The 23,637-nt window shown below is 61.0% G+C and carries 21 protein-coding genes and 3 tRNA genes; 10 read left to right on the top strand and 14 right to left on the bottom strand.

Annotation, left to right across the window (positions count from 1 at the left end; all coding sequences use genetic code 11):
* Position 1: 1 nt before the first annotated feature.
* The 10 genes from tolQ to ACIOAU_RS01925 all read right to left on the bottom strand — a co-directional run bounded on the left by tolQ (position 2) and on the right by ACIOAU_RS01925 (position 7,645).
* Entirely contained in the window at positions 2-697 is a 696-nt protein-coding gene (gene tolQ, locus ACIOAU_RS01970; protein ID WP_101317416.1) for a protein TolQ, read from the bottom strand.
* Between the two features lie 2 nt (positions 698-699).
* Entirely contained in the window at positions 700-1,152 is a 453-nt protein-coding gene (gene ybgC / locus ACIOAU_RS01965) for a tol-pal system-associated acyl-CoA thioesterase (protein WP_101317414.1), read from the bottom strand.
* A 125-nt stretch (positions 1,153-1,277) separates the two neighbouring features.
* Positions 1,278-2,324: a Holliday junction branch migration DNA helicase RuvB gene (gene ruvB, locus ACIOAU_RS01960; protein ID WP_401179617.1), complete on the bottom strand. Its 1,047-nt coding sequence runs from the start codon at positions 2,322-2,324 to the stop codon at positions 1,278-1,280.
* The gene (ruvA, locus tag ACIOAU_RS01955) at positions 2,321-2,938 is read right to left on the bottom strand and encodes a Holliday junction branch migration protein RuvA (RefSeq protein WP_220633224.1); all 618 of its coding nucleotides are present in this window, start codon (positions 2,936-2,938) and stop codon (positions 2,321-2,323) included. Before ruvA ends, ruvB begins: the two co-directional genes overlap by 4 nt.
* 108 nt (positions 2,939-3,046) lie before the next feature.
* Positions 3,047-3,571, bottom strand: coding sequence for a crossover junction endodeoxyribonuclease RuvC (ruvC, locus tag ACIOAU_RS01950; protein WP_101317407.1), 525 nt, complete (start codon positions 3,569-3,571; stop codon positions 3,047-3,049).
* A gap of 68 nt (positions 3,572-3,639) precedes the next feature.
* Entirely contained in the window at positions 3,640-4,386 is a 747-nt protein-coding gene (locus ACIOAU_RS01945; RefSeq protein WP_101317405.1) for a YebC/PmpR family DNA-binding transcriptional regulator, read from the bottom strand.
* Between the two features lie 98 nt (positions 4,387-4,484).
* Entirely contained in the window at positions 4,485-6,260 is a 1,776-nt protein-coding gene (gene aspS / locus ACIOAU_RS01940) for an aspartate--tRNA ligase (RefSeq protein WP_101317403.1), read from the bottom strand.
* Between the two features lie 93 nt (positions 6,261-6,353).
* On the bottom strand, positions 6,354-6,575 hold the full coding sequence (locus ACIOAU_RS01935; RefSeq protein WP_101317401.1) for an FmdB family zinc ribbon protein: 222 nt from the start codon (positions 6,573-6,575) through the stop codon (positions 6,354-6,356).
* Between the two features lie 92 nt (positions 6,576-6,667).
* The gene (locus tag ACIOAU_RS01930; protein WP_258197118.1) at positions 6,668-6,913 is read right to left on the bottom strand and encodes a ribbon-helix-helix domain-containing protein; all 246 of its coding nucleotides are present in this window, start codon (positions 6,911-6,913) and stop codon (positions 6,668-6,670) included.
* A 258-nt stretch (positions 6,914-7,171) separates the two neighbouring features.
* Complete coding sequence (locus ACIOAU_RS01925) at positions 7,172-7,645, bottom strand: Dps family protein (RefSeq protein WP_101317397.1); 474 nt, start codon at positions 7,643-7,645, stop codon at positions 7,172-7,174.
* A 282-nt stretch (positions 7,646-7,927) separates the two neighbouring features.
* Here ACIOAU_RS01925 and ACIOAU_RS01920 point away from each other — a divergent pair, with 282 nt between their 5' ends.
* Positions 7,928-8,521, top strand: a complete 594-nt coding sequence (locus tag ACIOAU_RS01920) for a cold shock domain-containing protein membrane protein (protein WP_401179610.1) — start codon at positions 7,928-7,930, stop codon at positions 8,519-8,521.
* 45 nt (positions 8,522-8,566) lie between these two features.
* Here the strand turns inward: ACIOAU_RS01920 and ACIOAU_RS01915 are convergent, their stop codons facing one another.
* Both ACIOAU_RS01915 and ACIOAU_RS01910 read right to left on the bottom strand, forming a co-directional pair.
* Positions 8,567-8,773 carry a SlyX family protein gene (locus ACIOAU_RS01915; RefSeq protein ID WP_101317393.1) on the bottom strand — a complete coding sequence of 69 codons (207 nt, stop codon included), beginning with the start codon at positions 8,771-8,773 and terminating at the stop codon, positions 8,567-8,569.
* A gap of 4 nt (positions 8,774-8,777) precedes the next feature.
* Complete coding sequence (locus ACIOAU_RS01910) at positions 8,778-9,200, bottom strand: HIT domain-containing protein (RefSeq protein ID WP_101317391.1); 423 nt, start codon at positions 9,198-9,200, stop codon at positions 8,778-8,780.
* A 732-nt stretch (positions 9,201-9,932) separates the two neighbouring features.
* Here ACIOAU_RS01910 and ACIOAU_RS01905 point away from each other — a divergent pair.
* The 3 genes from ACIOAU_RS01905 to ACIOAU_RS01895 all read left to right on the top strand — a co-directional run bounded on the left by ACIOAU_RS01905 (position 9,933) and on the right by ACIOAU_RS01895 (position 14,063).
* The gene (locus tag ACIOAU_RS01905; RefSeq protein ID WP_150570877.1) at positions 9,933-11,213 is read left to right on the top strand and encodes an OprD family porin; all 1,281 of its coding nucleotides are present in this window, start codon (positions 9,933-9,935) and stop codon (positions 11,211-11,213) included.
* Between the two features lie 159 nt (positions 11,214-11,372).
* On the top strand, positions 11,373-13,088 hold the full coding sequence (locus ACIOAU_RS01900; RefSeq protein ID WP_101317387.1) for a proline--tRNA ligase: 1,716 nt from the start codon (positions 11,373-11,375) through the stop codon (positions 13,086-13,088).
* Between the two features lie 21 nt (positions 13,089-13,109).
* Positions 13,110-14,063, top strand: coding sequence for a hypothetical protein (locus tag ACIOAU_RS01895; protein WP_101317385.1), 954 nt, complete (start codon positions 13,110-13,112; stop codon positions 14,061-14,063).
* 44 nt (positions 14,064-14,107) lie between these two features.
* Here the strand turns inward: ACIOAU_RS01895 and dinB are convergent, their stop codons facing one another.
* Positions 14,108-15,166, bottom strand: coding sequence for a DNA polymerase IV (dinB, locus tag ACIOAU_RS01890; RefSeq protein ID WP_401180149.1), 1,059 nt, complete (start codon positions 15,164-15,166; stop codon positions 14,108-14,110).
* Positions 15,167-15,384: 218 nt separating this feature from the next.
* Between dinB and ACIOAU_RS01885 the strand changes: the two genes are divergently transcribed.
* The 5 genes from ACIOAU_RS01885 to ACIOAU_RS01865 all read left to right on the top strand — a co-directional run bounded on the left by ACIOAU_RS01885 (position 15,385) and on the right by ACIOAU_RS01865 (position 20,067).
* Positions 15,385-15,461 (top strand) — tRNA-Met (locus ACIOAU_RS01885).
* 133 nt (positions 15,462-15,594) lie between these two features.
* A tRNA-Met gene (locus ACIOAU_RS01880) sits at positions 15,595-15,671 on the top strand.
* Positions 15,672-15,804: 133 nt separating this feature from the next.
* Positions 15,805-15,881, top strand: a tRNA-Met gene (locus ACIOAU_RS01875).
* A gap of 251 nt (positions 15,882-16,132) precedes the next feature.
* On the top strand, positions 16,133-18,775 hold the full coding sequence (gene mprF, locus ACIOAU_RS01870; protein WP_401179605.1) for a bifunctional lysylphosphatidylglycerol flippase/synthetase MprF: 2,643 nt from the start codon (positions 16,133-16,135) through the stop codon (positions 18,773-18,775).
* On the top strand, positions 18,775-20,067 hold the full coding sequence (locus ACIOAU_RS01865) for a virulence factor family protein (protein WP_401179602.1): 1,293 nt from the start codon (positions 18,775-18,777) through the stop codon (positions 20,065-20,067). The genes mprF and ACIOAU_RS01865 overlap by 1 nt, the downstream gene beginning before the upstream one ends.
* A 35-nt stretch (positions 20,068-20,102) precedes the next feature.
* Here ACIOAU_RS01865 and ACIOAU_RS01860 read toward each other — a convergent pair whose 3' ends face one another.
* The gene (locus tag ACIOAU_RS01860; protein ID WP_401179599.1) at positions 20,103-22,001 is read right to left on the bottom strand and encodes a potassium transporter Kup; all 1,899 of its coding nucleotides are present in this window, start codon (positions 21,999-22,001) and stop codon (positions 20,103-20,105) included.
* 234 nt (positions 22,002-22,235) lie between these two features.
* Here ACIOAU_RS01860 and rimO point away from each other — a divergent pair, with 234 nt between their 5' ends.
* Complete coding sequence (gene rimO, locus ACIOAU_RS01855; RefSeq protein WP_101317375.1) at positions 22,236-23,573, top strand: 30S ribosomal protein S12 methylthiotransferase RimO; 1,338 nt, start codon at positions 22,236-22,238, stop codon at positions 23,571-23,573.
* Positions 23,574-23,637 lie beyond the last annotated feature (64 nt).

Here is a 23,637-nt window from a genome sequence, read left to right as displayed (position 1 = left end):
ATTACTCTTCGCTGGTGTGCACTTTACGGTGCAGGATCGCCTGGAACTCGTCGGCGAAGGTGTAGTAACGGCTGATCAACGTTTCGCTGCGTGCGGCAAAACGGTTGTAGGCGATAACCGCAGGGATCGCAGCAAACAGGCCGATCGCAGTGGCAATCAATGCCTCGGCGATGCCCGGCGCAACGGTAGCCAGGGTTGCCTGCTGGGCAGAAGCCAAACCACGGAACGAGTTCATGATGCCCCATACGGTACCGAACAGGCCGATGTATGGGCTGGTCGAACCGACGGTGGCGAGGAACGGCAGGCTCTGCTCGAGCTTTTCTTCTTCACGCGAGATGGCTACGCGCATGGCCCGACCAACGCCTTCCATGACCGCGTCAGGGTCTACACCCGCCTGCTGACGCAGACGCGAGAATTCCTTGAAGCCGGCACGGAACACCTGCTCGACACCCGAATCCGGGTCCGGGTTGCTGCCTGCCTGACGGTACAGCTTGGACAAATCAATGCCCGACCAGAAGCGCTCCTCGAAGGCATCCAGCGCACGACGACCGGCGCGCAGCATGCTGCTGCGCTGAAAGATCATGATCCATGAAGTGACCGAGGCGGCCACCAGAATCAGCATTACCAGCTGCACCACGATGCTGGCATTGCTGACCAGACTCCACATGGAGGTATGGTCGACGACGTTAGCTTCCACGCTTATTCTCCTGCATTCGATTGAGTACCCGGGCCGCCCGCCAGGAAGGCGTCGCGCAGCGCTGGGGGGATGGCTCGGGGTTTGAAAGTGTCGGCGCGCACAGCGGCCACCAGAAACTGCCCCTCACAGAGCAGCTTTGCATCTTGTTCTCGCCACACCTGCTGCACGAAGCGCAGGCTGGCGCGGTTCACCTCGACGACTTCTGCGGTTACCCGCAACTCGTCATCCAGGCGCGCCGGCGCGTGGTAGCGCGCCTCGGTGGAGTGAACCACGAACAGCAGATTCTCCCCGGCCAGTTGATGCTGGGAGAAACCCAGGTGACGCAACCGCTCGGTGCGCGCACGCTCCATGAATTTCAGGTAGTTGACGTAATACACCACGCCGCCTGCGTCGGTATCTTCGTAATAGACGCGACAGCGGTGTGCGAACGATTCAAGCCCATTTTGCGCGCGCATACTCTAGTGCTTACTCCTCGGCTTGCCAATCCGCCCGGCAAGTGTTTTTGCATTCGGTAATGCCTTAGTGCCAGCGCGCCATGGGCATGCCAGCGGTAGGACCACGGAAACCGCCTTTTGATCTGTCATTCATCGACAACATCGGAAAAATCCGCCGGGTCGGCCAAACGCCCGGGCAGGTTCAAGCCAAAGTGCAGGTAGGCGTGCCGCGTCACCACGCGGCCACGCGGCGTACGCATGATGTAGCCCTGCTGGATCAGGTACGGCTCGAGCACGTCCTCGATGGTATGGCGCTCCTCGCTGATGGCAGCGGCAAGGTTGTCCACCCCGACCGGACCGCCATCGAACTTCTCGATCATGGTCAGCAGCAAACGCCGGTCGGAGTGATCGAAGCCGCGCTCGTCGACATCCAGCAGATTCAGCGCCAGGTCCGCCACCGCCTTGGTGATCTCGCCCTTGCCGCGTACCTGGGCGTAGTCGCGCACCCGGCGCAGCAGGCGGTTGGCGATCCGCGGCGTACCGCGTGCACGCCGGGCAATCTCGAAGGCGCCGAAATCATCGATGACCAGGCCCAGAATGCCCGCCGAACGGGTAACGATGGTGGCCAGGTCCTTGTCGCTGTAGAACTCCAGGCGCTGGACGATGCCGAAGCGGTCACGCAAGGGGTTGGTCAGCATGCCCGCTCGGGTGGTCGCGCCGACCAGGGTGAACGGCGGCAGATCGAGCTTGATCGAACGCGCGGCTGGGCCCTCACCGATCATGATGTCGAGCTGGAAGTCTTCCATTGCCGGGTACAGCACTTCTTCGACAATCGGCGAGAGCCGGTGAATTTCGTCGATGAACAGCACATCGTGCGGCTCGAGATTGGTCAGCATTGCCGCCAGATCACCGGGCCGCTCCAGAATTGGCCCTGACGTGCTCTTCACCGAAACGCCCATCTCATGGGCGATGATGTTGGCCAGGGTGGTCTTGCCCAGGCCCGGCGGGCCGAAGATCAGGGTATGGTCGAGCGACTCGTTGCGGCCACGGGCAGCCTGGATGAACAGGCCCATCTGGTCGCGCACCACCGGCTGGCCGATGTACTCATCGAGGCTCAGCGGGCGAATCGCGCGGTCCTGGACTTCTTCGCGGTCGCGTCCGGAAGCGGCGATCAGGCGGTCGGCTTCGATCACTTGCTAATCATCCCTTGCAGGCTGCGGCGGATCAGGTCTTCGCTGCTCAGGCCGGCCTTGTCCTTGATCAGCGAGATAGCCTTGCTGGCTTCCTGAGGCTTGTAGCCCAGCGACACCAGCGCACTGACCGCGTCGGCTTCGGCGGTGGACGCGCCACCGGCCGGCGCCGGGCCGTCGGATACCAGAGTGAACATCGACGAGGACGTCTCCCAAGCTTTGAAGCGGTCCTTGAGCTCGACCAGCAGGCGCTCGGCAGTCTTCTTGCCAACCCCGGGTACACGCACCAGCACCGAGGCATCCTGCGCCTGCACGCAGCGCACCAACTCGTCGATTTCAAGCCCGGACATCAGCGCCAGCGCCAGCTTGGGGCCGACGCCGTTGAGACGGATCAGCTCACGGAACAGCTCGCGCTCGCGCTTTTCGCCAAAGCCGTAGAGCAGGTGGGCGTCTTCACGCACCACCAGGTGGGTATGCAGGGTAACCGGCTCGCCAACCTTGGGCAGGCGATACAGGGTGGTCATCGGCACTTCGAGCTCATAGCCCAGGCCGTTGACGTCGATAATCAGATGCGGCGGTTGTTTTTCCGCCAGGGTGCCGCGCAAACGTCCAATCACGTTTCGATCCTTCCTTTCGAGCGCCGGCCACAGACCGGTCAACCCTATCAGCAAATGCGTCGAGTGAACGTTTCACCCGGCCAAAATGTGTATCAGCGCATGAAGCGGTTACAGACGCAAGCGTCCGCCGCGCTTGCGCGCAGTGGTCAAGCCGTGGGGGATCAGGCTGGAGCGGGTATGCGCATGACAGAGGGCGATAGCCAAGGCATCAGAGGCGTCGATCTGCGGCTTTTGCGTCAGCTTGAGCAGGTGCATGACCATCAGCATCACCTGGTCTTTGTTGGCCGCGCCGGTGCCAGCCACCGCCTGTTTGACCTGGGTGGCGCTATATTCGGCGATCTCCAGGCCAGCTTCGGCACCGGCCACGATGGCTGCACCACGGGCCTGGCCGAGCTTGAGCGCCGAATCCGGATTGCGCGCCATGAACACCCGTTCGATGCCCATGGTAACCGGGCCGTGCTGGCGAATGATCTCGCTGACGCCACGAAAGATGATCTGCAGGCGCTCGGACAACTCGCCGGCGCCCGTACGAATACACCCCGACGCCACATATTCGCAGCCCCGGGCGGTCTGGCGGACCACGCCAAAACCGGTGATGCGCGAACCGGGGTCGATACCAAGAATCAGAGTCATAGGGCCTGCAAGTTGAAAATGAAAACACGCTTGGAGCAGTCAGGCCCTGATGGCTTGAAGCGCCGGCATCAGCCTAGCTGCTCAAGGACCTCATCGGAGATCTGCGCATTGGAATAGACGTTCTGCACGTCGTCCAGGTCTTCGAGCATATCGATCAGCTTGAGGACTTTTTCAGCGCCATCGCGATCAAGCTCGGCACTGGTAGTCGGCTGCATCACGATTTCGGCGTCGGCGGCCTTGAACCCAGCTTCTTCCAGCGCGTTGCGCACGGCATAAAAGCTGTTGAATGAGGTGAACACTTCGAACGAGCCGTCGTCATTGCTGACCACGTCATCGGCGTCGGCCTCCATGGCCGCCTCCATCAAGGCGTCTTCGTCAACGCCAGGGGCAAAGCTGATCTGGCCCTTGCGCTCGAACAGATAAGCAACTGAACCGTCGGTGCCAAGGTTGCCGCCGCATTTGGTGAAGGCATGGCGCACAGCCGCTGCGGTACGGTTGCGGTTGTCGGTCATGGTTTCGACCATGATCGCCACGCCGCCAGGGCCGTAACCCTCATAGCTGAGCTCTTCGACGTTGTCGCTTTCGTTGGTACCGGCGCCGCGGGCAACTGCCCGATCAATGATGTCGCGGCTCATGTTGGCACCAAGTGCCTTGTCCAGCGCCAGTCGCAAGCGTGGGTTCGACGCTGGATCGGCGCCGCCCTGCTTGGCCGCGACCGTCAGCTCGCGAATCCACTTGGTGAAGACCTTGCCTCTCTTGGCATCCTGGCGCTCTTTGCGGTGCTTGATGTTCGCCCACTTGGAATGACCAGCCATATCGACTCCGAATCCTTGATCCACAAACAGGTTCCGCCCCGAAGGGCGGAACGCGATAAATTCGAGGGCGCGACCTCACGGGCGCGCCCGGGTCGGTGTTACTCGACCTTGGTCTGCTCGCGCAGACGGATGTGCAGCTCACGCAGTGCCTTGGCATCGACCAGGCCCGGAGCCTGGGTCATGACGCAGGCAGCGCTCTGGGTTTTCGGGAAGGCGATCACTTCACGAATCGACTGGGCGCCGGTCATCAGCATTACCAGACGGTCCAGACCAAAGGCCAGGCCGCCGTGCGGCGGTGCACCGAACTTCAGCGCGTCGAGCAGGAAGCCAAACTTCTCTTCCTGTTCCGCCGCTTCGATACCGAGCAGGCGGAACACCGCCTGTTGCATCTCTTTGCGGTGAATACGGATCGAACCGCCACCCAGCTCGGTGCCGTTGAGCACCATGTCATAGGCACGCGACAGCGCCGTGGCCGGATTGGCCTCGAGCTCTTCCGGGGTGCACTTGGGTGCAGTGAACGGGTGGTGCAAGGCGCTGAAACTGCCGTCTTCGTTCTCATCGAACATCGGGAAGTCGACAACCCACATCGGTGCCCATTCGCAGGTGAGCAGGTTGAAGTCGTTGCCGACCTTGATCCGCAGCGCACCCAGGGCTTCGCTGACCACTTTGAACTTGTCGGCACCGAAGAACACGATGTCGCCATCAACCGCACCGACGCGATCGAGGATCACGTTGAGGTTGGCCTCAGGGATGTTCTTGACGATCGGCGACTGCAGGCCTTCGACGCCCTTGGCGCGCTCGTTGACCTTGATGTAGGCCAGGCCCTTGGCACCATAGATGCCAACGAACTTGGTGTACTCGTCGATCTTGCTACGCGGCATGCTTGCGCCGCCTGGCAGGCGCAGGGCGGTGACGCGGCACTTCGGATCGTTGGCCGGGCCGGCGAAGACCTTGAAGTCGACATCTTTCAGCTGGTCGGCAACGTCAACCAGTTCCAGCGGGTTACGCAGGTCTGGCTTGTCGGAACCGTAGCGGCGCATGGCCTCTTCGAAGGTCATGTGCGGGAATTCACCGAATTCCAGATCCAGCACTTCCTTGAACAGCTTGCGGATCATGCTCTCGGTGAGGCCCATGATCTCGGACTCGTCGAGGAAGCTGGTCTCGATGTCGATCTGGGTGAATTCCGGCTGGCGGTCGGCACGCAGGTCTTCGTCGCGGAAGCACTTGGCGATCTGGTAGTAACGGTCGAAGCCGGCCACCATCAGCAACTGCTTGAACAGCTGCGGCGATTGCGGCAGGGCGAAGAAGCTGCCGGCGTGGGTACGGCTTGGCACCAGATAGTCACGTGCACCTTCTGGGGTGGCACGGGTCAGGATCGGTGTTTCGACGTCGAGGAAGCCGTTTTCGTCGAGGAAGCGGCGGATGCTGGTGGTGATGCGCGAACGCAGACGCAGCTTCTCGGCCATTTCCGGACGACGCAGGTCGATGAAGCGATAACGCAGGCGGGTTTCTTCGCCGACGTCGGAGTATTCGTTCAACGGGAACGGCGGGGTTTCGGCTTCGTTGAGTACGGTCAGCTCGTAACCCAGCACTTCGATGCCGCCCGACGCCATGTTGGCGTTGACTGCACCTTCGGGACGCTTGCGCACTTTACCGGTGACCTGCACGACGTATTCACTGCGCACGCGGTCGGCGGCGGCGAAGGTTTCGGCGCGATCCGGGTCGAACACGACCTGGGCCATGCCTTCGCGGTCACGGATATCGAGGAAAATCACCCCGCCGTGGTCGCGGCGACGATGGACCCAGCCGCAAAGGGTGACTTCCTGGCCGTCCAGGCTCTCGTTCAGTTGGCCGCAATATTGGCTGCGCATCATGATGGTGGTTCGCTTCTCGTGATTCGTGTATTCGATGGAGGCCTTGGCCGCCCAGAGGGCTAATACTGCAAGACCCGGACATTGCAATTCAACTCAGTCGGCCTTGTCGCCGCCTGCCAGATTCTTTTTTGCCCCGGTCTTGAAGTCGGTTTCGTACCAGCCAGTGCCACTGAGGCGAAAACCTGGAACGGACAATTGCTTCTTCAATTCCGGCGCCTGGCAGGCCGGACAATCAGTCAACGGCGCGGCGCTGATCTTCTGCAACGCCTCAAGCTGATGGTTGCAGGCTGCACATTGATAGTCGTAAAGGGGCACGGGGATCTCTCGCAAACCATAACGCTGGCTGCCGGGGCAGCAAAAACCGGCATTATATATGGTTAGAGAGGTCAGTGCAGCCCGCCCGGCACTCAACGCGCGCTTGGCGGATCGCGTAGCCAGGCAACGCAGATCACCCGGACCAGCCCGCTGAAGTTGCGCACCCCGCCGTGGCGCAGGTGAACTTCGCGGTCAATGTAGGACAATACCGCACTGACCGAGCACTGATTGACCTCGGCAATACGCTGCAATATCTGCCAATACACATCCTCCAGGCGCAGGCAGGTGGCAAAGCCATTAAGCCTGACCGACCGCGACACTGGCTGCACCTGCAGCATGTCGAAGTCCGCTGCGAAGGGATCGACACAGGCCTTGCCTGGCCAATGTCCCTGACACACATTGCGTTTGCTGCTCCGCACCCTGATGTCCACTGCTGCCACTCCATCGCCAAGGGGATCCATTCATGTGCTGGAGACATGAATCATGGCGTGTAATGAAGCGCCGCGAGGCGGGGCATGAGCAGCGGCAAAATTTTCCGCCTGCGCGTGCAGTTCACCACCGCCCTGCGCTTCACAGCGCAGGGCGGCTTGGACAGTTTATTTGCCTTCGAGCAACGAGCGCAGCATCCACGCGGTCTTCTCGTGCACCTGCATACGCTGGGTCAGCAGATCCGCCGTTGGCTCGTCACTGACCTTGTCGACCACCGGAAAAATACTGCGTGCGGTACGCGTGACCGCCTCCTGCCCATCGACCAACTGGCGGATCATCTCATCAGCAGGCGGCACACCCTCCTCCTCCTGGATCGATGAGTGGCGGGCATAGAACGCGTAGGAACCAGGCGCCGGGAAGCCCAGCGCGCGGATCCGCTCGGCGATCGAGTCAACCGCCAGGGCCAGCTCGTTGTACTGCTCTTCGAACATCAGGTGCAGGGTACGGAACGCCGGACCGGTAACGTTCCAATGAAAGTTATGGGTTTTCAGATACAACACATAGGTATCCGACAACAAACGGGACAGCCCATCGACGATGGACTTGCGATCTTCTTCACTGATACCGATATCGATTGCCATGAAGCTCCCCTTTTTCATATGGCTTGGGTAGTCAAGCGGATGAAGGCGCACTGTAACAAGACTTGCCTGCGCCTGCATGTGACGCAGGGCAATCGATCCCCCCATCATCCGCCCGGTTTGAGCTCACCGGGCCTTTGCTGTTAAATAGGCAGGGTGCCATCCGTGCGGATTGTTAATGCCGGATGCATAGGCAGGCCAGCTGCGTGACCGCGCTTTCTCTCTCATGCGCACCGTGCTGCCCGCTCTTCCTGTGATTGACCTTATAAACGTGAGCCAACCCAAATGTTCAAGATCGTCCATCTGGTGACGGGCGTAGCAGCCTTGCTGCTGTCGCTCATACCAAGCCTTCGCACCGAGGCAATTCCCTTCCTGCAGCAACCGGAGGCCGTGTACCTGGCCTTGCTCGGCCTGCTCAACCTACTGCTGGCGCCGGTCGTGCCGATTTATTACCGCGGCGCGCGCCTGCAACTGCAATACCTGGCCAGCGCTTTGCTGGTGCTGGCGGTTGCCCTGCAAACAGTAACCGTGCTGGTCCGGCCTGAACTGGGCAACCTGCCTGCACTGCTGTGCGCTGCTCTGGCAGTTCTGGCACACCTGGTCGCCGGCTTCAGCCGCAGCAGCGGCCGCTCGCGCAATGCTGGCGGCGCTGCCCAGGAAGGCAGCAAGCGCGATACCGGCACCGTCAAGTGGTTCAACACCTCGAAAGGCTTCGGCTTTATCTCGCGCGACTCCGGCGACGATATCTTCGTGCACTTTCGCGCCATCCGTGGCGACGGCCACCGCGTACTGGTCGAAGGCCAACGCGTGGAGTTCTCGGTCATGCACCGCGACAAGGGCCTGCAGGCCGAAGACGTGATCGCGGTCTCGCGCCGCTGACAGCAAAGGCCTTGCGGGCGCTATGCACCCGCAAGGTACCCATCCTCAGTAATGAGGCGGCGGCGCTTCTTCACCTTCGCTGCCGTACTGCCCGACCATCTCCTCGTAACGCTTGATCAGCTCGGCCATCTGCAGTTGCAGACGATTGATCACCCGCCCCTGCTCGACCACCACATCATTGAGCTCCTGCAGCGCGTCATCCTGAAACGCCTGACGGGTTTCCAGGTCGATGATTTGCGATTCCAGAGACATCAGCTCACGCCTCCTTGAAGTCATTGTTGTTCAACGCCGAGCGCAGGCGCTGGCGAAGCTGTGCGAGTTGCTCCTCGCTGTACTCTGCAGCCGCCACCTTGCCCCACACTGGCGCAGGCCAGGCAGCATCGTTGCGGTGGCGCACGATCACGTGCATGTGCAGTTGGCTGACCACGTTGCCCAAGGTCGCCACGTTCATCTTGTCGGCAGCAAATTCCTGTTTGAGCGAATTGGCCAGGCAGGTGGTTTCTTGCCACAGCTGCTGCTGGTCGGCTGCCGTGAGGTCAAACAGCTCACTGACGTCGGCTTGCCGCGGCACCAGAATGAACCACGGATAATTGGCGTCTTTGCTCAACAACAGCCGACACAGCGGGAAATCTCCCAGCACCAGGCAATCCTGCTGCAAACGCGGATCCAGGACGAACACGGCAAATCTCCTTCAATCAGATCGCCTGCGCAACGCAGGCATGGTGCGCGGAGGATACCCTGCCTGGCCGCAACAGGCATGAAATCGGGCGTTCCAGCTAAACTTTAGCTGGCTTGCACAGCTGCCCTGCACCGCCGCGGTAACAAAGCGCTACTTTTCGCACCAAAATAGAGCCGTCCGTCGCAGTGCTGACGGCGGTTCCCAGTAAAACTACTCAAGATGAACAATCGGCGGTAACACATTGGTTTAGTTAGCAACCTTACAGTTGCATCGACCGTTGAATATTGGCACACCATCAGACAGACCGAACCCTTTATTTTCGGAGGTTTGCCAGCAAGCGATCAGGCAGATGTGAAAAATTCATCAACTCAATGTGAAAATGAGCACGCTTGTTGCATTCCCTCAACGCCAAGTCGGCACGACACCTGCAGTGAGCAGGAGCTACCGACAGACCACGGCGCCGAAGCACTATCAAGGGGTACCGTCCTGGGTTAACGGATGAGGGAGCAGAACGCTGGGATATATGTCCGCTGTTCGGCGCGTAATTTGCGACATTGAATTAGTTATAAGCGACACGCCATAAAGTTTGTGAAAAGTTGCTTTATGCATATCGCCAAATAAAGAGTCAGCGTGATATACCTTCGCGCCGACACAACAAGAAAGAGCTGCCCCATATAATTAAAACCCCGGGCGCAGCGGTACTCTTCCTAAAAACCAAAGGAGCAAATCACGATGCGCGTGATGAAGTGGAGCATGATCGCCCTGGCCGTTGCGGCAGGCACCTCGCAAATGGCCATCGCCTCTTCGCAGGATGATTCCAAAGGCTTTATTGAAGACAGCCAGCTGTCAGTCAAGTTGCGCAACCTGTACTTCAGCCGTGACTATCGTAACCAGGAGTCGGCCGCTAACCGCGCAGCCGGCCTGCGTCATGATCAGCGTGAATGGGGCCAAGGCTTCATCGGTACCTTTGAATCGGGCTTCACCCAAGGCACCATCGGTGTAGGTGTCGACGCCATCGGCATGCTCGGCCTCAAGCTGGACAGCGGTCGTGGCTTCTCCGGCACGGGCCTGTTCCCTACCGGTTCAGATGGCCGTTCCCAGGACGACTACTCCAAGGGTGGCGCGGCGGTCAAGTTCCGCATTTCCGACACCGTACTCAAGGCTGGCGACCAATTCGTATCGCTGCCTGTATTCGCCACCGACGACAGCCGCTTGCTGCCTGAGATGGCCCAGGGCACATTGATCACCAGTAGCGAAATCAAAGGCCTCACCCTGAATGCGGGTCGCTTCACCAGCCTGACCGGTCAGGAACAGACCAACCGTGACAACTTCCGCCTGAAGAAAGCCGACGTTGCCGGCGGCACGTATGCCTTCACCGACAGCCTCAGCACCAGCCTTTACTACTCCAAGGTTGAAGACTACTGGCGCAAATACTACGCCAACGTCAACTGGGCTCTGCCGATCTCTGACACTCAAGGCCTGGTGTTCGACTTCAACGTGTATGACACCAAGAGCAGTGGCAGCGGCGAAGCTCGAGCCTATGATGGCGACAAGATCGACAGCCGCGCATTCAGCTTGTCCGGCGCCTATAGCATTGGCGCGCACACTTTCACCGTCGCGTATCAGAAGATGACCGGCGACGGCGGCTATCAGTATGGCGTCGACGGTAATGGCACCATTTTCCTGGCAAACTCCATTGCCCGCTCCGACTTCAATGCTGAAGGCGAGAAGTCTTGGCAAGCACGTTATGACCTGAACTTTGCCGAGTTCGGTATTCCTGGCCTGACCTTCATGACTCGCTACGTACGCGGTACGGATGCGAAAGTGGAAGGCACCAACAACGGAACCGAGTGGGAACGTGACATCGACGTCAAATACGTGCTTCAGGAGGGCCCCGCCAAGGACCTGAGCTTCCGTGTTCGTCAGGCAACTTATCGCTCGTCCGACGCCGTTTACTCCAACTCTCTGGACGAACTGCGTCTGATCGTCGAGTACCCGCTGAGCATCCTGTAAGCCTGGCTTGCAGTGCCCCGCACTTGAAAAGCCCGGCGACCACGCCGGGCTTTTTCTTGGCTGACAACTGGCCTGCGCTGCGGCATCCTGTACGCTTTCGTTTCGCCCCCGTAGAATGCGGGGTCATTTCAACGTCTTAGGCAATCGACACGGCCCCCCATGCGCACCAGTCAATATTTGCTCGCCACCCAAAAAGAAACCCCTGCCGATGCAGTGGTCATCAGCCATCAGCTCATGCTGCGCGCCGGCATGATCCGCAAGCTGGCCTCCGGCCTGTACACCTGGCTGCCGATGGGCCTGCGGGTAATGCGCAAGGTCGAAGCCGTGGTCCGCGAAGAAATGAACGCCGCCGGCGCGCTTGAAGTGCTGATGCCGAGCATCCAGCCAGCCGAGCTGTGGCAGGAATCTGGCCGCTGGGAACAGTACGGCCCAGAGCTGCTGCGCCTGAAAGACCGGCACAACCGCGACTTCTGTGTTGGCCCGACTCACGAAGAAGTGATCACCGACATGGTCCGCAACGAGCTGTCCAGCTATAAACAGCTGCCGCTCAACCTGTACCAGATCCAGACCAAATTCCGCGATGAGATCCGCCCACGCTTCGGTTTGATGCGCGGCCGCGAGTTCATCATGAAGGACGCCTACTCGTTCCATGCCGACCAGGCTTCCCTGCAGGAAACCTACGACCGCATGCATCAGGCGTACAGCAACATCTTTACCCGCCTGGGCTTGAACTTCCGCCCAGTGCAGGCTGATACCGGCTCGATCGGTGGCAACTACTCGCACGAATTCCACGTCCTGGCCGCTACCGGTGAAGACGACGTGATCTTCAGCGACAGCTCCGACTACGCCGCCAACATCGAAAAAGCCGAAGCCATCCCACGCGAAAGCGTGCGCCCGGCGCCAACCGAAGAGCTGCGCCTGGTCGATACTCCGCATGCCAAGACCATCGCCCAACTGGTCGAAAACCATGGCCTGCCAATCGAGAAGACGGTCAAGACCCTGATCGTGCGCGGCGCTGAAGAAGGCAAGCTGATTGCCTTGATCGTGCGCGGTGATCACGAACTCAACGAAATCAAGGCCGCCAAGCTCCCGCAGGTTGCCGAACCGCTGGTCATGGCCAGCGACGCCGAGCTGCGTGACGCCATTGGCGCCGGTGCAGGCTCGCTGGGCCCGCTGAACCTGCCGCTGGAAATCATCATCGACCGCTCGGTGGCCCTGATGAGCGACTTCGGTATCGGCGCCAACATCGACGACAAGCACTACTTCGGCGTCAACTGGGAGCGTGACCTGCCAGTGCCTGAAGTAGCCGACCTGCGCAACGTGGTTGCCGGTGACCCAAGCCCAGATGGCCAGGGCACCCTGGTGATCAAGCGCGGCATCGAAGTCGGGCATATCTTCCAGCTCGGCACCAAGTACAGCGAGGCGCTCAAGTGCCAGGTACTCGGCGAGAACGGCAAGCCAGTAGTACTGTCGATGGGTTGCTACGGCATCGGCGTTTCGCGCGTGGTTGCTGCTGCCATCGAGCAGAGCTACGACGACAAAGGGATCATCTGGAACGATGCCCTGGCGCCGTTTCAGATCGCTCTGGTACCGCTGCGCTACGAAACCGAGGTGGTGCGTGAGGCGACCGACAAGCTGTACGCCGAACTGACCGCTGCAGGCTTCGAAGTGCTGCTCGATGACCGTGACAAGAAGACCAGCCCAGGTAACAAGTTTGCCGATATGGAACTGATCGGCATCCCGCACCGGATCGTGGTCAGTGACCGCGGTCTGGCCGATGGCAATCTGGAATACAAGCACCGCACCGAGCAGGACGCCCAGGCGCTGCCGGTCAACGAAGTGCTGACCTTCCTGCAAGCCCGCATCCGTCGCTGATAGCCCACTGCGCGAGTGAACATGTACAAGCGAAGTACCTTTACCCTGGGGGGCGCCGCACTCTGCGGCGCCCTGTTCGTCAGCGGCTGCGCCAATCAGATGTCCCAGCGCAGCGAGCATGAAGAACGCGTCGAGCGCAAGTTGCTCGAGCACAGTCTGCAGATCGACGTTGGCGAGCCCAAGGTAATGGAGCTTCCGCAACGGCGCGTGCGCGTTCACGAGCAGCAGCGCTTCGAAGTCACCGAGTTCGAAGTGACCCGCCGCTACGACCGCTACACCCCTTACCAGCCCTGGCGGGAGATCTACGAGATCCCGCTGGGCGCGGTCGCGGTGGTGGCCGGAGTCGGTGCCAATGTGGTCAATGTGTTCGCCTTGGGCAACCTGCCGCAGAGCGTCACTCATGACTGGCTGAGCTATGGCGTTGCCGGGCTCAATCCATTCATGAACGTGCAATCCAACGGCCGTGCCCAGCAGAACCTGGCGGGCATCAGCGAGGTGGAGAAAGCCAAGCGCGAAGAATCCACCAACCTGCCCTGGAGCGAGCGCCTGGTCGAGGTCAAGGCTGGCAAGCTCAACCATGAGCTGACCACCGACCGTAACGGTGTGCTGCGGCTGAACCTGCTGGATGCGCCGTTTTCCGAGCAGAATCTCGGCCGCGTAGGCACCCTGCACCTGCAGGTGGTCGACGAGGACAACGGCATTCGCGGCGACGCCAGCCTGCTGGTCAGCGGCACGCTGCGCAACAAACTGGTCGAAGCACGGCACCTGATCTTCGATGACCTTGAAGACGACGATGTCAGCCAGTGGGTTCACCGGGTCAAGCGGCTGTCCGAGCTTGGCCTGGAAGAAGAAGCCAGTGAGCTTGAGCAGAGCCTGATTGAACTGACCCGCAATGATCCAGAATTGCAGCAGGAATTCTTGCAGGCACTGACCAAACAGACCGGGCGACTGGTAGCAGATCCAGGCGGACAATAATCGCCTTCGTCACAGGGCCGCCTGGCGGCCTTGCTGACGCACCCTCAAGATTGCGCAAACAACTCCAGCTGCTCATGCGCCCCGCGCAGATCGCGCAAGCGCACCCCTACTCCAAGCAACCGCACCGGCTTGCCACCTCGGGCAAACGCCTGGCTCAGCAACTGTCGGTAACTCTCCAGATCGCGCCCGGCACCCGCCTGCTCCATGGTCGTCTGCGTGAAGTCATGAAACTTGACCTTGACGAATGGCTTGTCGGCTTTATAGCTGCTGTCCATCCGCGCGACCCGCTCATTAAGGCTATCGAGCAACTCAGGCAATTTGGCCAGGCAGCTGTTCAGATCAGGCAGATCGGTATCGTAGGTGTTTTCGACACTGACCGACTGACGCCGACTGTCATTCTGCACAGCGCGCTCATCCACACCACGGGCCAACCCCCACAAACGCTCACCAAAACTGCCGAACTCGCGCACCAGCGCCAGCTTTGACCATTCGCGCATGTCCATGCAGGTATCGATACCCAGCCGGGTCAGTTTGTCGGCAGTGACCTTGCCCACACCATGCAGGCGAGCCACCGGCAGCGCGGCAACAAACGCCTCCACCTCGCCGGGGGTAATCACGAACAGTCCGTTGGGCTTGCGCCAGTCGCTGGCAATCTTGGCCAGGAACTTGTTTGGCGCAACCCCTGCTGAAACCGTGATGTGCAAGGACTTGGCGACGCGCTGGCGGATATCCTCAGCAATCCGCGTGGCGCTGCCGCCGTACCAGGAGCTGTCGCTGACATCCAGATAGGCTTCATCCAGCGACAGCGGCTCGATCAGCTCGGTGTAGTCACGAAAGATCGCCTGGATCTCGCGTGAGGCTTCGCGGTAGGCCTCGAAACGCGGCTTGACGATCAACAGGTCAGGGCAGAGTTTAAGCGCGTGGCGCGAGGACATTGCCGAGCGTACCCCATAAGCGCGCGCTTCATAGTTGCAGGTGGCAATTACCCCGCGCCGCTCCGCCGAGCCACCCACCGCCATCGGCCGGCCAGCCAGGCTCGGATCGTCACGCATTTCGATCGCAGCGTAGAAGCAGTCGCAGTCGACATGGATGATCTTGCGCAAAGACATGGATGACCGTCAGTACTGTAAATTCATACAGATATTACCGTAACCGCCACGCGCTGGCACCGTGCGCACTCTGCTATTCGACAATTGGCCTGGAATGCCCGCCGTTGCTGAGCCCGGCGCTTAATTGAGACGCTAACAGATTGAACAGAAAAGGATTTCCCTGAGAAATAGCTTGACTGCGCAGCGCCAGGGCGTAGAATCCACTCCACAGACGCGGGATGGAGCAGTCTGGTAGCTCGTCGGGCTCATAACCCGAAGGTCGTCGGTTCAAATCCGGCTCCCGCAACCAAATATAGAAGAGGCCACTGTGCAAACAGTGGCCTTTTTCTTTGCTTCAAATAAAGCTGTCCTAGAATAATTTGTTCTAAATCAAAGGGTAAGCTTGACATCAGCGCGAATCAGGGTATAGTCCACCCCACAGACGCGGGATGGAGCAGTCTGGTAGCTCGTCGGGCTCATAACCCGAAGGTCGTCGGTTCAAATCCGGCTCCCGCAACCAAACAGAGAAAATGGCCACTGTGAAAACAGCGGCCATTTTTTTCGTCTGCACGTTGTGCTTTTAAGTTATTTACGCTGCATCAGCGTGGAAGACTTGACCTAGTGCCAGTAATGCGTAGAATGCGCCCCACTGACGCGGGATGGAGCAGTCTGGTAGCTCGTCGGGCTCATAACCCGAAGGTCGTCGGTTCAAATCCGGCTCCCGCAACCAAATCGTCAGAACAAACCCCGCACTGTTTTAAACAGCGCGGGGTTTGTTGTTTCCGGGGTTCTGAAAATCCCCGATCAGCCTGCCCTCGCCTTTTGCCACACCCTGGCCAGCCCTAATGGATGAACTATCTTTAACCCCGTCGGACCGCTGCAAGCGCCTCCGGCAGGAGTAATATCTGGATACGTTTTCCTAAGGGACTTCCACTTGGCCGCACCTTTCTCTCACCTCGCGCTGTCGGCCCGAGGTAACTCATGACCGCCCATACCCCTGATCCCCAGACGCCACTCACCGCGGCGCTGCCGGTGGCTGCCCAACGCCTGCCCTGGCTCGAGCGGCTGAGCCGGTATCGGCAACCGATCGTTCTGGTACTGACCCTGCTGTTGTTCGGCATGGCCTTGATTGCCTGCCGTCACCTGCTCAGTGAGCTGGATATCTATGCGCTGCACGACGCCATTCTCAGCGTGCCGAAGCAGGCCATGCTCGGTGCACTGCTAGCGACCGTGGTCGGCTTCGTGATCCTGTTTGGTTATGAATGGTCTGCCAGCCGCTACGCCGCCGTTAAGCTGCCAGCCGCAACCCTGGTGCTGGGCGGTTTCAGTGCGTTCGCCATTGGCAATGCAATTGGCCTGTCGATACTGTCGGGTGGCTCGGTGCGTTATCGGCTGTATGCCCGCCATGGTCTGGGTGCCGGTGAAGTGGCGCGGATGACGGTATTCGCCAGCTTGTCGCTGGGCTGCGCCCTGCCCCCTTTGGCAGCACTGGCAACGCTGAGCAACTTGCCTGCGGCAGCAATCGCCTTACGCATGCCGGCCGGTATATTGGCGGCCATCGCCATTGCGGTACTGATGCTGAGTGCACTGCTGGTCGCCGGCCTCTATCGGCGCCGGTCGGCCGAGCAGCCGCTGGCTGACAGCCTGCTGGTCAAGCTCGGTCGGCGCACGCTGCGCCTGCCCGGCGCGCGCCTGACCGGCCTGCAACTGCTGATCACCGCACTTGATGTTGCGGCTGCCGCCACAGTGTTGTATCTGCTGCTGCCTGAGGCGCCGCCGTTTGGCGCGTTTGTGCTGGTGTACCTGCTGGCACTGGCAGCGGGCGTGCTCAGCCATGTGCCGGGTGGCGTCGGTGTGTTTGAAGCGATCCTGCTGGCCGCTTTTGCCGATCAGCTTGGCGCGGCGCCACTGGCAGCAGCGTTGTTGCTGTACCGTTTGATCTACGTGGTGTTGCCGCTGCTGCTGGCCTGCGTTCTGCTGCTGGCCAACGAAGCCCGCCGCTTGCTGTTCGCCCAGCAGGCACTGAAGGCCGCTTCCGGGCTGGCTGCACCAGTGCTGGCGATTCTGGTGTTTCTGTCCGGCGTGGTGCTGCTGTTTTCCGGCGCCACACCGGAGATCGACACGCGCCTCGAACACATGGGCTTTCTGGTACCGCACCGGCTGATCGACGCCTCGCACTTCGGCGCCAGCCTGATCGGCGTGCTTTGCCTGCTGCTGGCCCAGGGCCTGCGCCGACGTCTGTCCGCTGCCTGGTTGCTGACCACGGTGTTGCTGTTGGTGGGCGCGCTGCTGTCGCTGCTGAAAGGCTTCGACTGGGAAGAAGCCTGCGTTCTGACGTTCACCGCAGTCCTGCTGGCGGTGTTCCGACGCTCGTTCTACCGGCCGAGCCGCCTGCTCGAGCTGCCGTTTTCGCCGGTGTATCTGGTCGCCAGTGCTTGCGTTATCGGCGCATCGGTCTGGCTGCTGCTGTTCGCCTATCAGGACGTGCCCTATAGCCATCAGCTGTGGTGGCAGTTCACCCTCGATGCCGACGCCCCACGCGGCCTGCGCGCAGCCATGGGCAGCGCGGTGCTGCTGGTGTTCGTCGCCCTGACCTGGTTGTTGCGCACGGCGCGGCCGGTGATCCATCTGCCGACCGCCGATGAGCTGGAAAGGGCCCGGCAGATCCTGCTGGCGTCCGATCAACCAGACGGCGGCCTGGCCCTGACCGGCGACAAGGCGCTGCTGTTCCACCCCAACGACAACGCCTTCATCATGTATGCCCGCCGTGGCCGTAGCCTGGTCGCACTATACGACCCGATTGGCCCTGCCCAGGAGCGCGCCGAGATGATCTGGCAGTTCCGTGACCTGTGCGACGTGCACCATGCCCGCCCGGTGTTCTACCAGGTACGCGCCGAGAACCTGCCTTTCTACATGGACATCGGCCTGACCGCGCTCAAGCTTGGCGAAGAAGCGCGGGTTGATCTGCGCCGCTTCGATCTGGAAGCCAAAGGCAAGGAGATGAAAGACCTGCGCTACACCTGGAACCGCGGTGGCCGCGACGGCCTGAGCCTGGAAGTACACGAACCTGGCCAAGCACCCATGGACGAGCTCAAGGAAATCTCGGACGCCTGGCTCAGCGGCAAGAACGTACGCGAGAAAGGCTTTTCGCTGGGCCGTTTCAGCCCGGAATACCTACAGCACTTCCGCATCGCCCTGATCCGCTTCCAAGGTCGCCCGGTGGCGTTCGCCAACCTGCTCGAGACACACAGCCTGGAGCTGGCCAGCCTCGACTTGATGCGCGCGCACCCTGAAGCGCCGAAGCTGACCATGGAGTTCATGATGATCGGCTTGATCCTGCACTACAAAAACCATGGCTACGGGCGTTTCAGCCTGGGCATGGTCCCGCTCTCCGGCCTGCAGCCGCGACGTGGCGCACCGCTGACCCAGCGCCTGGGTTCGCTGGTGTTCCAGCGCGGCGAGCAGCTGTACAACTTCCAGGGTCTGCGCCGTTTCAAGGACAAGTTCCAGCCAGACTGGGAACCTCGTTACATGGCCGTGCCAGCCGGGCTGGACCCGCTGGTGGCATTGGCTGACACTGCCGCCCTGATCGCTGGCGGCCTGACTGGATTGGTGAAACGCTGATGATTCGACGCTATTGGCACTTCCTATTGATCGCTTTGTTGCTTGCCCTGGCGGGTGCCGCCGTGTGGTTCTGGTTGTGGACCCGGCCGGCGCCGGAGGCTCAGGTCGAGCACCTGACCCTGACCGATGGCAGCAGCCTGGTTCTAGCCACACCTGCAGTCACCGCCAAAACCCGCGTGGCGATTGGCGTGCCTGAAGATCAGGCGCTCAGCGACAAGCAACTGCTCGACCTGAGCCAGGCCGGCGAAGCGCAGCTGGTGCAGGTGACCCTGCCACCTGTCGATTGCGCCAAGCAGCAACAGGCGCTGGATCAGGCCATCAGCCATCTGGGCGGCGCACCGACCGTGGTTGCCGGCATCGGCCCTGGCGCAGCGCAAGCCTGGCGCTGGCTGTCCAGCCAGACCGATGACAAGGCCCGCGCCATCTCGGTCGACTTCAAGCTTGAGCAACCCGGCTGCCCGGCACTACCGAAAAGCGCTGCCCATGGCCACTGGAATGTCGCCTGGAACGACAACCCGGATGACGCCAGCGCCGCCTTCGTCCGTGATCAAAGCAACGCCGAAACCAGCATCAGCGACTACGACATCCATCTGCCGCAGGTGCTCAAGGGTCAGCTGACCCAGGTTCTGGTCGGCCACGACGGCAACGCGCTGAGCATCCCGGTGGTGGAAGTGCCTGCCGGGCAAACCACTGATACCGTGACCCTGTTCCTTTCCGGAGATGGTGGCTGGCGCGACCTTGACCGCGATGTAGCAGGCGAAATGGCCAAACTCGGCTATCCGGTGGTCGGCATCGACACGCTGCGCTATTACTGGCAGCACAAGACCCCGGAACAGAGCGCCATCGACTTGTCCGAACTGATGCAGCACTACCGGCAAAAGTGGGGCACCAAGCGCTTTGTCCTGACCGGCTATTCGTTCGGCGCCGACGTACTGCCGGCGATCTACAACCGCCTGCCAGAAGAAGATCAGCAGCGCGTGGATGCGGTGATCCTGCTGGCGTTTGCCCGCAGCGGCAGTTTCGAGATCGAAGTCGAAGGCTGGCTTGGCAAAGAAGGCCAGGAAGCACCGACCGGCCCGGAAATGGCCCGTATGCCTGCGGCCAAGGTTGTATGCATCTATGGTGTCGAAGAGGCCGACGAGAGCGGCTGCACCGAGCAAACTGCAGTTGGCGAGCGCCTGAAACTGCCGGGTGGCCACCACTTCGATGAGAACTACCCGGCACTGGCCAAGCGCCTGATCGGCGAGATCGAGACGCGCCAGGGCAAAACCAACGTAGCTGAACAGAACTGAGTAGTAATCGGGGCCGCATTGCGGCCCCGGTTACTTCAGATCTCGACCTGAGTGCCCAGTTCGATCACTCGGTTCAACGGCAGGTTGAAGAAGCGCAGGTTGCCGTTGGCGTTCTTCAGCAAGAATGCGAACAACGCCCCGCGCCAGCGCGCCATGCCTTCCAGACGTGAGGCGATAACCGTCTCGCGACTCAGGAAGTAAGTCGTGCGCATCGGGCTAAAGTCGAGCTCGTCCAGATGGCACAAGCGTAGTGCCTGCGGCACGTCCGGCTCGTCCATGAAGCCAAAGTGCAGGAGCACCCGGAAGAACCCATCGCCATAGGCTTCGACCTCGAAGCGCTCTTGCTCCGGCACCCGCGGCCGGTCTTCGCTGACTACCGTTAACAACACCACCTGACGATGCAGAACCTGGTTATGCAGCATGTTGTGCAACAGCGCATGAGGCACGGCGTCTGGCCGCGCGGTCAAAAACACCGCAGTGCCCTCGACCCGATGCGGCGGCTGCACGCGGATGCTGCTGATGAAGATCGGCAGCGGCAGCGCGGCTTCGTCAATGCGCTCCACGAGGATCTGCTTGCCGCGCTTCCAGGTCGTCATCAACAACAGCAAGGCAATCGCTGCCAATACCGGGAAGGCGCCGCCCTGCACTACCTTGGGCAGGTTGGCGGCAAAGAACAGCCCATCGACCAACAGGAAGCCGATCAGGATCGGCACTGCCAGCAGTGGCGGCCATTTCCACAACAGCAGCATCACCGTCGCCACCAGTAGTGTGGTCATCAGCATGGTACCGGTCACCGCTACGCCGTAGGCCGCAGCCAACGCGCCGGATGATTCAAAGCCGATCACCAGCAGCACAACGCCGATCATCAGCGCCCAGTTCACCGCACCAATGTAGATCTGCCCCTGCTCGTCGCTGGAGGTGTGCTGGATCTGCATGCGCGGGATGTAACCGAGCTGAATCGCCTGGCGCGTCAACGAAAAGGCTCCAGAAATCACGGCTTGGGAAGCGATCACCGTGGCCAGGGTGGACAAGCCGACCAACGGCAACAGCGCCCAGCTCGGAGCCAGCAGGTAGAACGGATTGCGCGCCGCTTCCGGGTCCTGCAGCAGCAATGCGCCCTGCCCGAAGTAGTTCAGCACCAGGGCCGGCAGCACCAGGATGAACCAGGCGCGGGCAATCGGTTTGCGGCCAAAGTGGCCCATGTCGGCATACAGCGCCTCGGCGCCAGTCAGCGCCAGCACCACCGCGCCGAGAATGGCCACACCCATGCCAGGATGCACCACGAAGAAGTTGACCGCCCAGGCCGGGTTCAGCGCCTTGATCACCTCCGGGCTCTGCACGATGCCATGCAGGCCGAGCAGCGCCAGCACCGCGAACCAGAGCACCATCACCGGCCCGAACAGGATGCCGATCTTGGCCGTACCGTGCTTTTGCACCAGAAACAGCGCCACCAGCACCACCACGGCAATCGGTACCACCCAGTGGTCAATGCCGTCGAACGCCAGCCCCATGCCCTCAACCGCCGACAACACCGATACCGCCGGGGTAATCAGGCTGTCGCCATAGAACAACGAGGCACCGACCAGGCCGCAGCCGATCATGACGATGCGCAGTTTCGGATAAGGCGCTGAAGCCCGCGTGGCCAACGCGGTGAGGGCCATGATGCCGCCCTCGCCCTGGTTGTCGGCACGCAGAATGAACGTCACATACTTGAATGACACCACCCAGATCAGCGACCAGAAGATCAACGACAGGATGCCGAGCACACCATCATGGTCGACCGGCACCCCGTAGCCGCCGGAAAACACCTCCTTGAGCGTATAAAGCGGGCTGGTGCCGATATCGCCATAGACCACCCCAACAGCTGCCACCAGCAGGCCAATCGGGCGCGCGACCCCTTGCCCCGCTTGGGCGTGACTGCTTGCCTGAACCATCGACCACTCCCGCAGACGGCCACATCGGACCAATAGAATTCGAACCCGCAGCCAGGTCCAACATTGACCTCGCTGCAATGGCGCGAAGCATAGCGCAGCGTTCGTCGTATTTCTGCTGGTCAAGCGACCTTGTGCTCGCTAGAATTGCGCACTTTTTGATCAGAGGCGCCGCTAGCGCCCGTCACGATTGCTGCGCCACCGGCGCTGCAGCCGCATTCAATACCGAGGTTAGCTATGTCCACCACCCCCGCTTCTACCGTGCCCAAGGTAGGATTCGTTTCGCTCGGCTGCCCCAAGGCTCTGGTCGACTCTGAACGCATCCTCACCCAGCTGCGCATGGAAGGCTATGAAGTCGTGCCGACCTACGAGGACGCCGACGTCGTGGTGGTCAACACCTGCGGCTTCATCGACAGCGCCAAGGCCGAGTCGCTGGAAGTGATCGGCGAAGCGATCAAAGCCAATGGCAAGGTCATCGTCACCGGCTGCATGGGCGTCGCCGAGGGCAACATTCGTGACGTGCACCCAAGCGTGCTGTCGGTCACCGGTCCGCAGCAGTACGAGCAGGTGGTCAACGCCGTGCATGAAGTGGTGCCACCGCGCCAGGACCACAATCCGCTGATCGACCTGGTGCCACCGCAAGGCGTCAAGCTGACCCCGCGTCATTACGCTTACCTGAAGATCTCCGAAGGCTGTAACCACAGCTGCAGCTTCTGCATCATCCCGTCGATGCGCGGCAAGCTGGTCAGCCGCCCGGTAGGTGACGTGCTGAGCGAGGCCGAGCGCCTGGTCAAGGCCGGGGTCAAGGAGCTGCTGGTGATCTCCCAGGACACCAGCGCCTACGGCGTCGACGTCAAGTACAAGACCGATTTCTGGAACGGCCGCCCGGTCAAGACCCGCATGCTCGAGCTGTGCGAAGCGCTGAGCAGCCTGGGCGTCTGGGTGCGTCTGCACTACGTGTATCCATACCCGAACGTCGACGACGTGATTCCGCTGATGGCCGCTGGCAAGCTCCTGCCGTACCTGGACATCCCGTTCCAGCACGCCAGCCCTAAAGTGCTCAAGTCGATGAAGCGCCCGGCGTTCGAAGACCGCACCCTGGCGCGGATCAAGAACTGGCGCGAGCAGTGCCCTGAGCTGGTGATCCGCTCAACGTTCATTGTCGGCTTCCCGGGCGAGACCGAAGAAGACTTCCAGTACCTGCTCGACTGGCTGACCGAAGCCCAGCTCGACCGCGTCGGCTGCTTCCAGTACTCGCCGGTCGAAGGCGCGCCGGCCAACGATCTGGGCCTGGATGAAGTGCCGGACGACATCAAACAGGACCGCTGGGACCGTTTCATGGCCCATCAGCAAGCCATCAGCGCCGCCCGTCTGCAACTGCGCATCGGTCGTGAGATCGAAGTGCTGATCGACGAAGTCGAAGAACAAGGCTCGGTTGGCCGCAGCTTCTTCGATGCCCCAGAGATCGACGGTAGCGTGTTCATCGATGGCGACCATGGCTTCAAGCCGGGCGACAAGGTCCGTTGCCGGATCGTGGATGCCGACGAATACGACATGTGGGCCGAGCCGGTCTGACGATTGCTTGGGGCCGTATTGCGGCCCCAACCAGCAAAGCCTGCACTAAGCATCTATGGTTCTG

The organism is Pseudomonas sp. NPDC088322 (genome assembly GCF_044740745.1).
Taxonomy (GTDB): Bacteria; Pseudomonadota; Gammaproteobacteria; order Pseudomonadales; family Pseudomonadaceae; genus Aquipseudomonas; species Aquipseudomonas shirazensis.
Note: the sequence above shows the minus strand (reverse complement) of the source record. Positions and strands in the feature narration are given on the sequence as shown.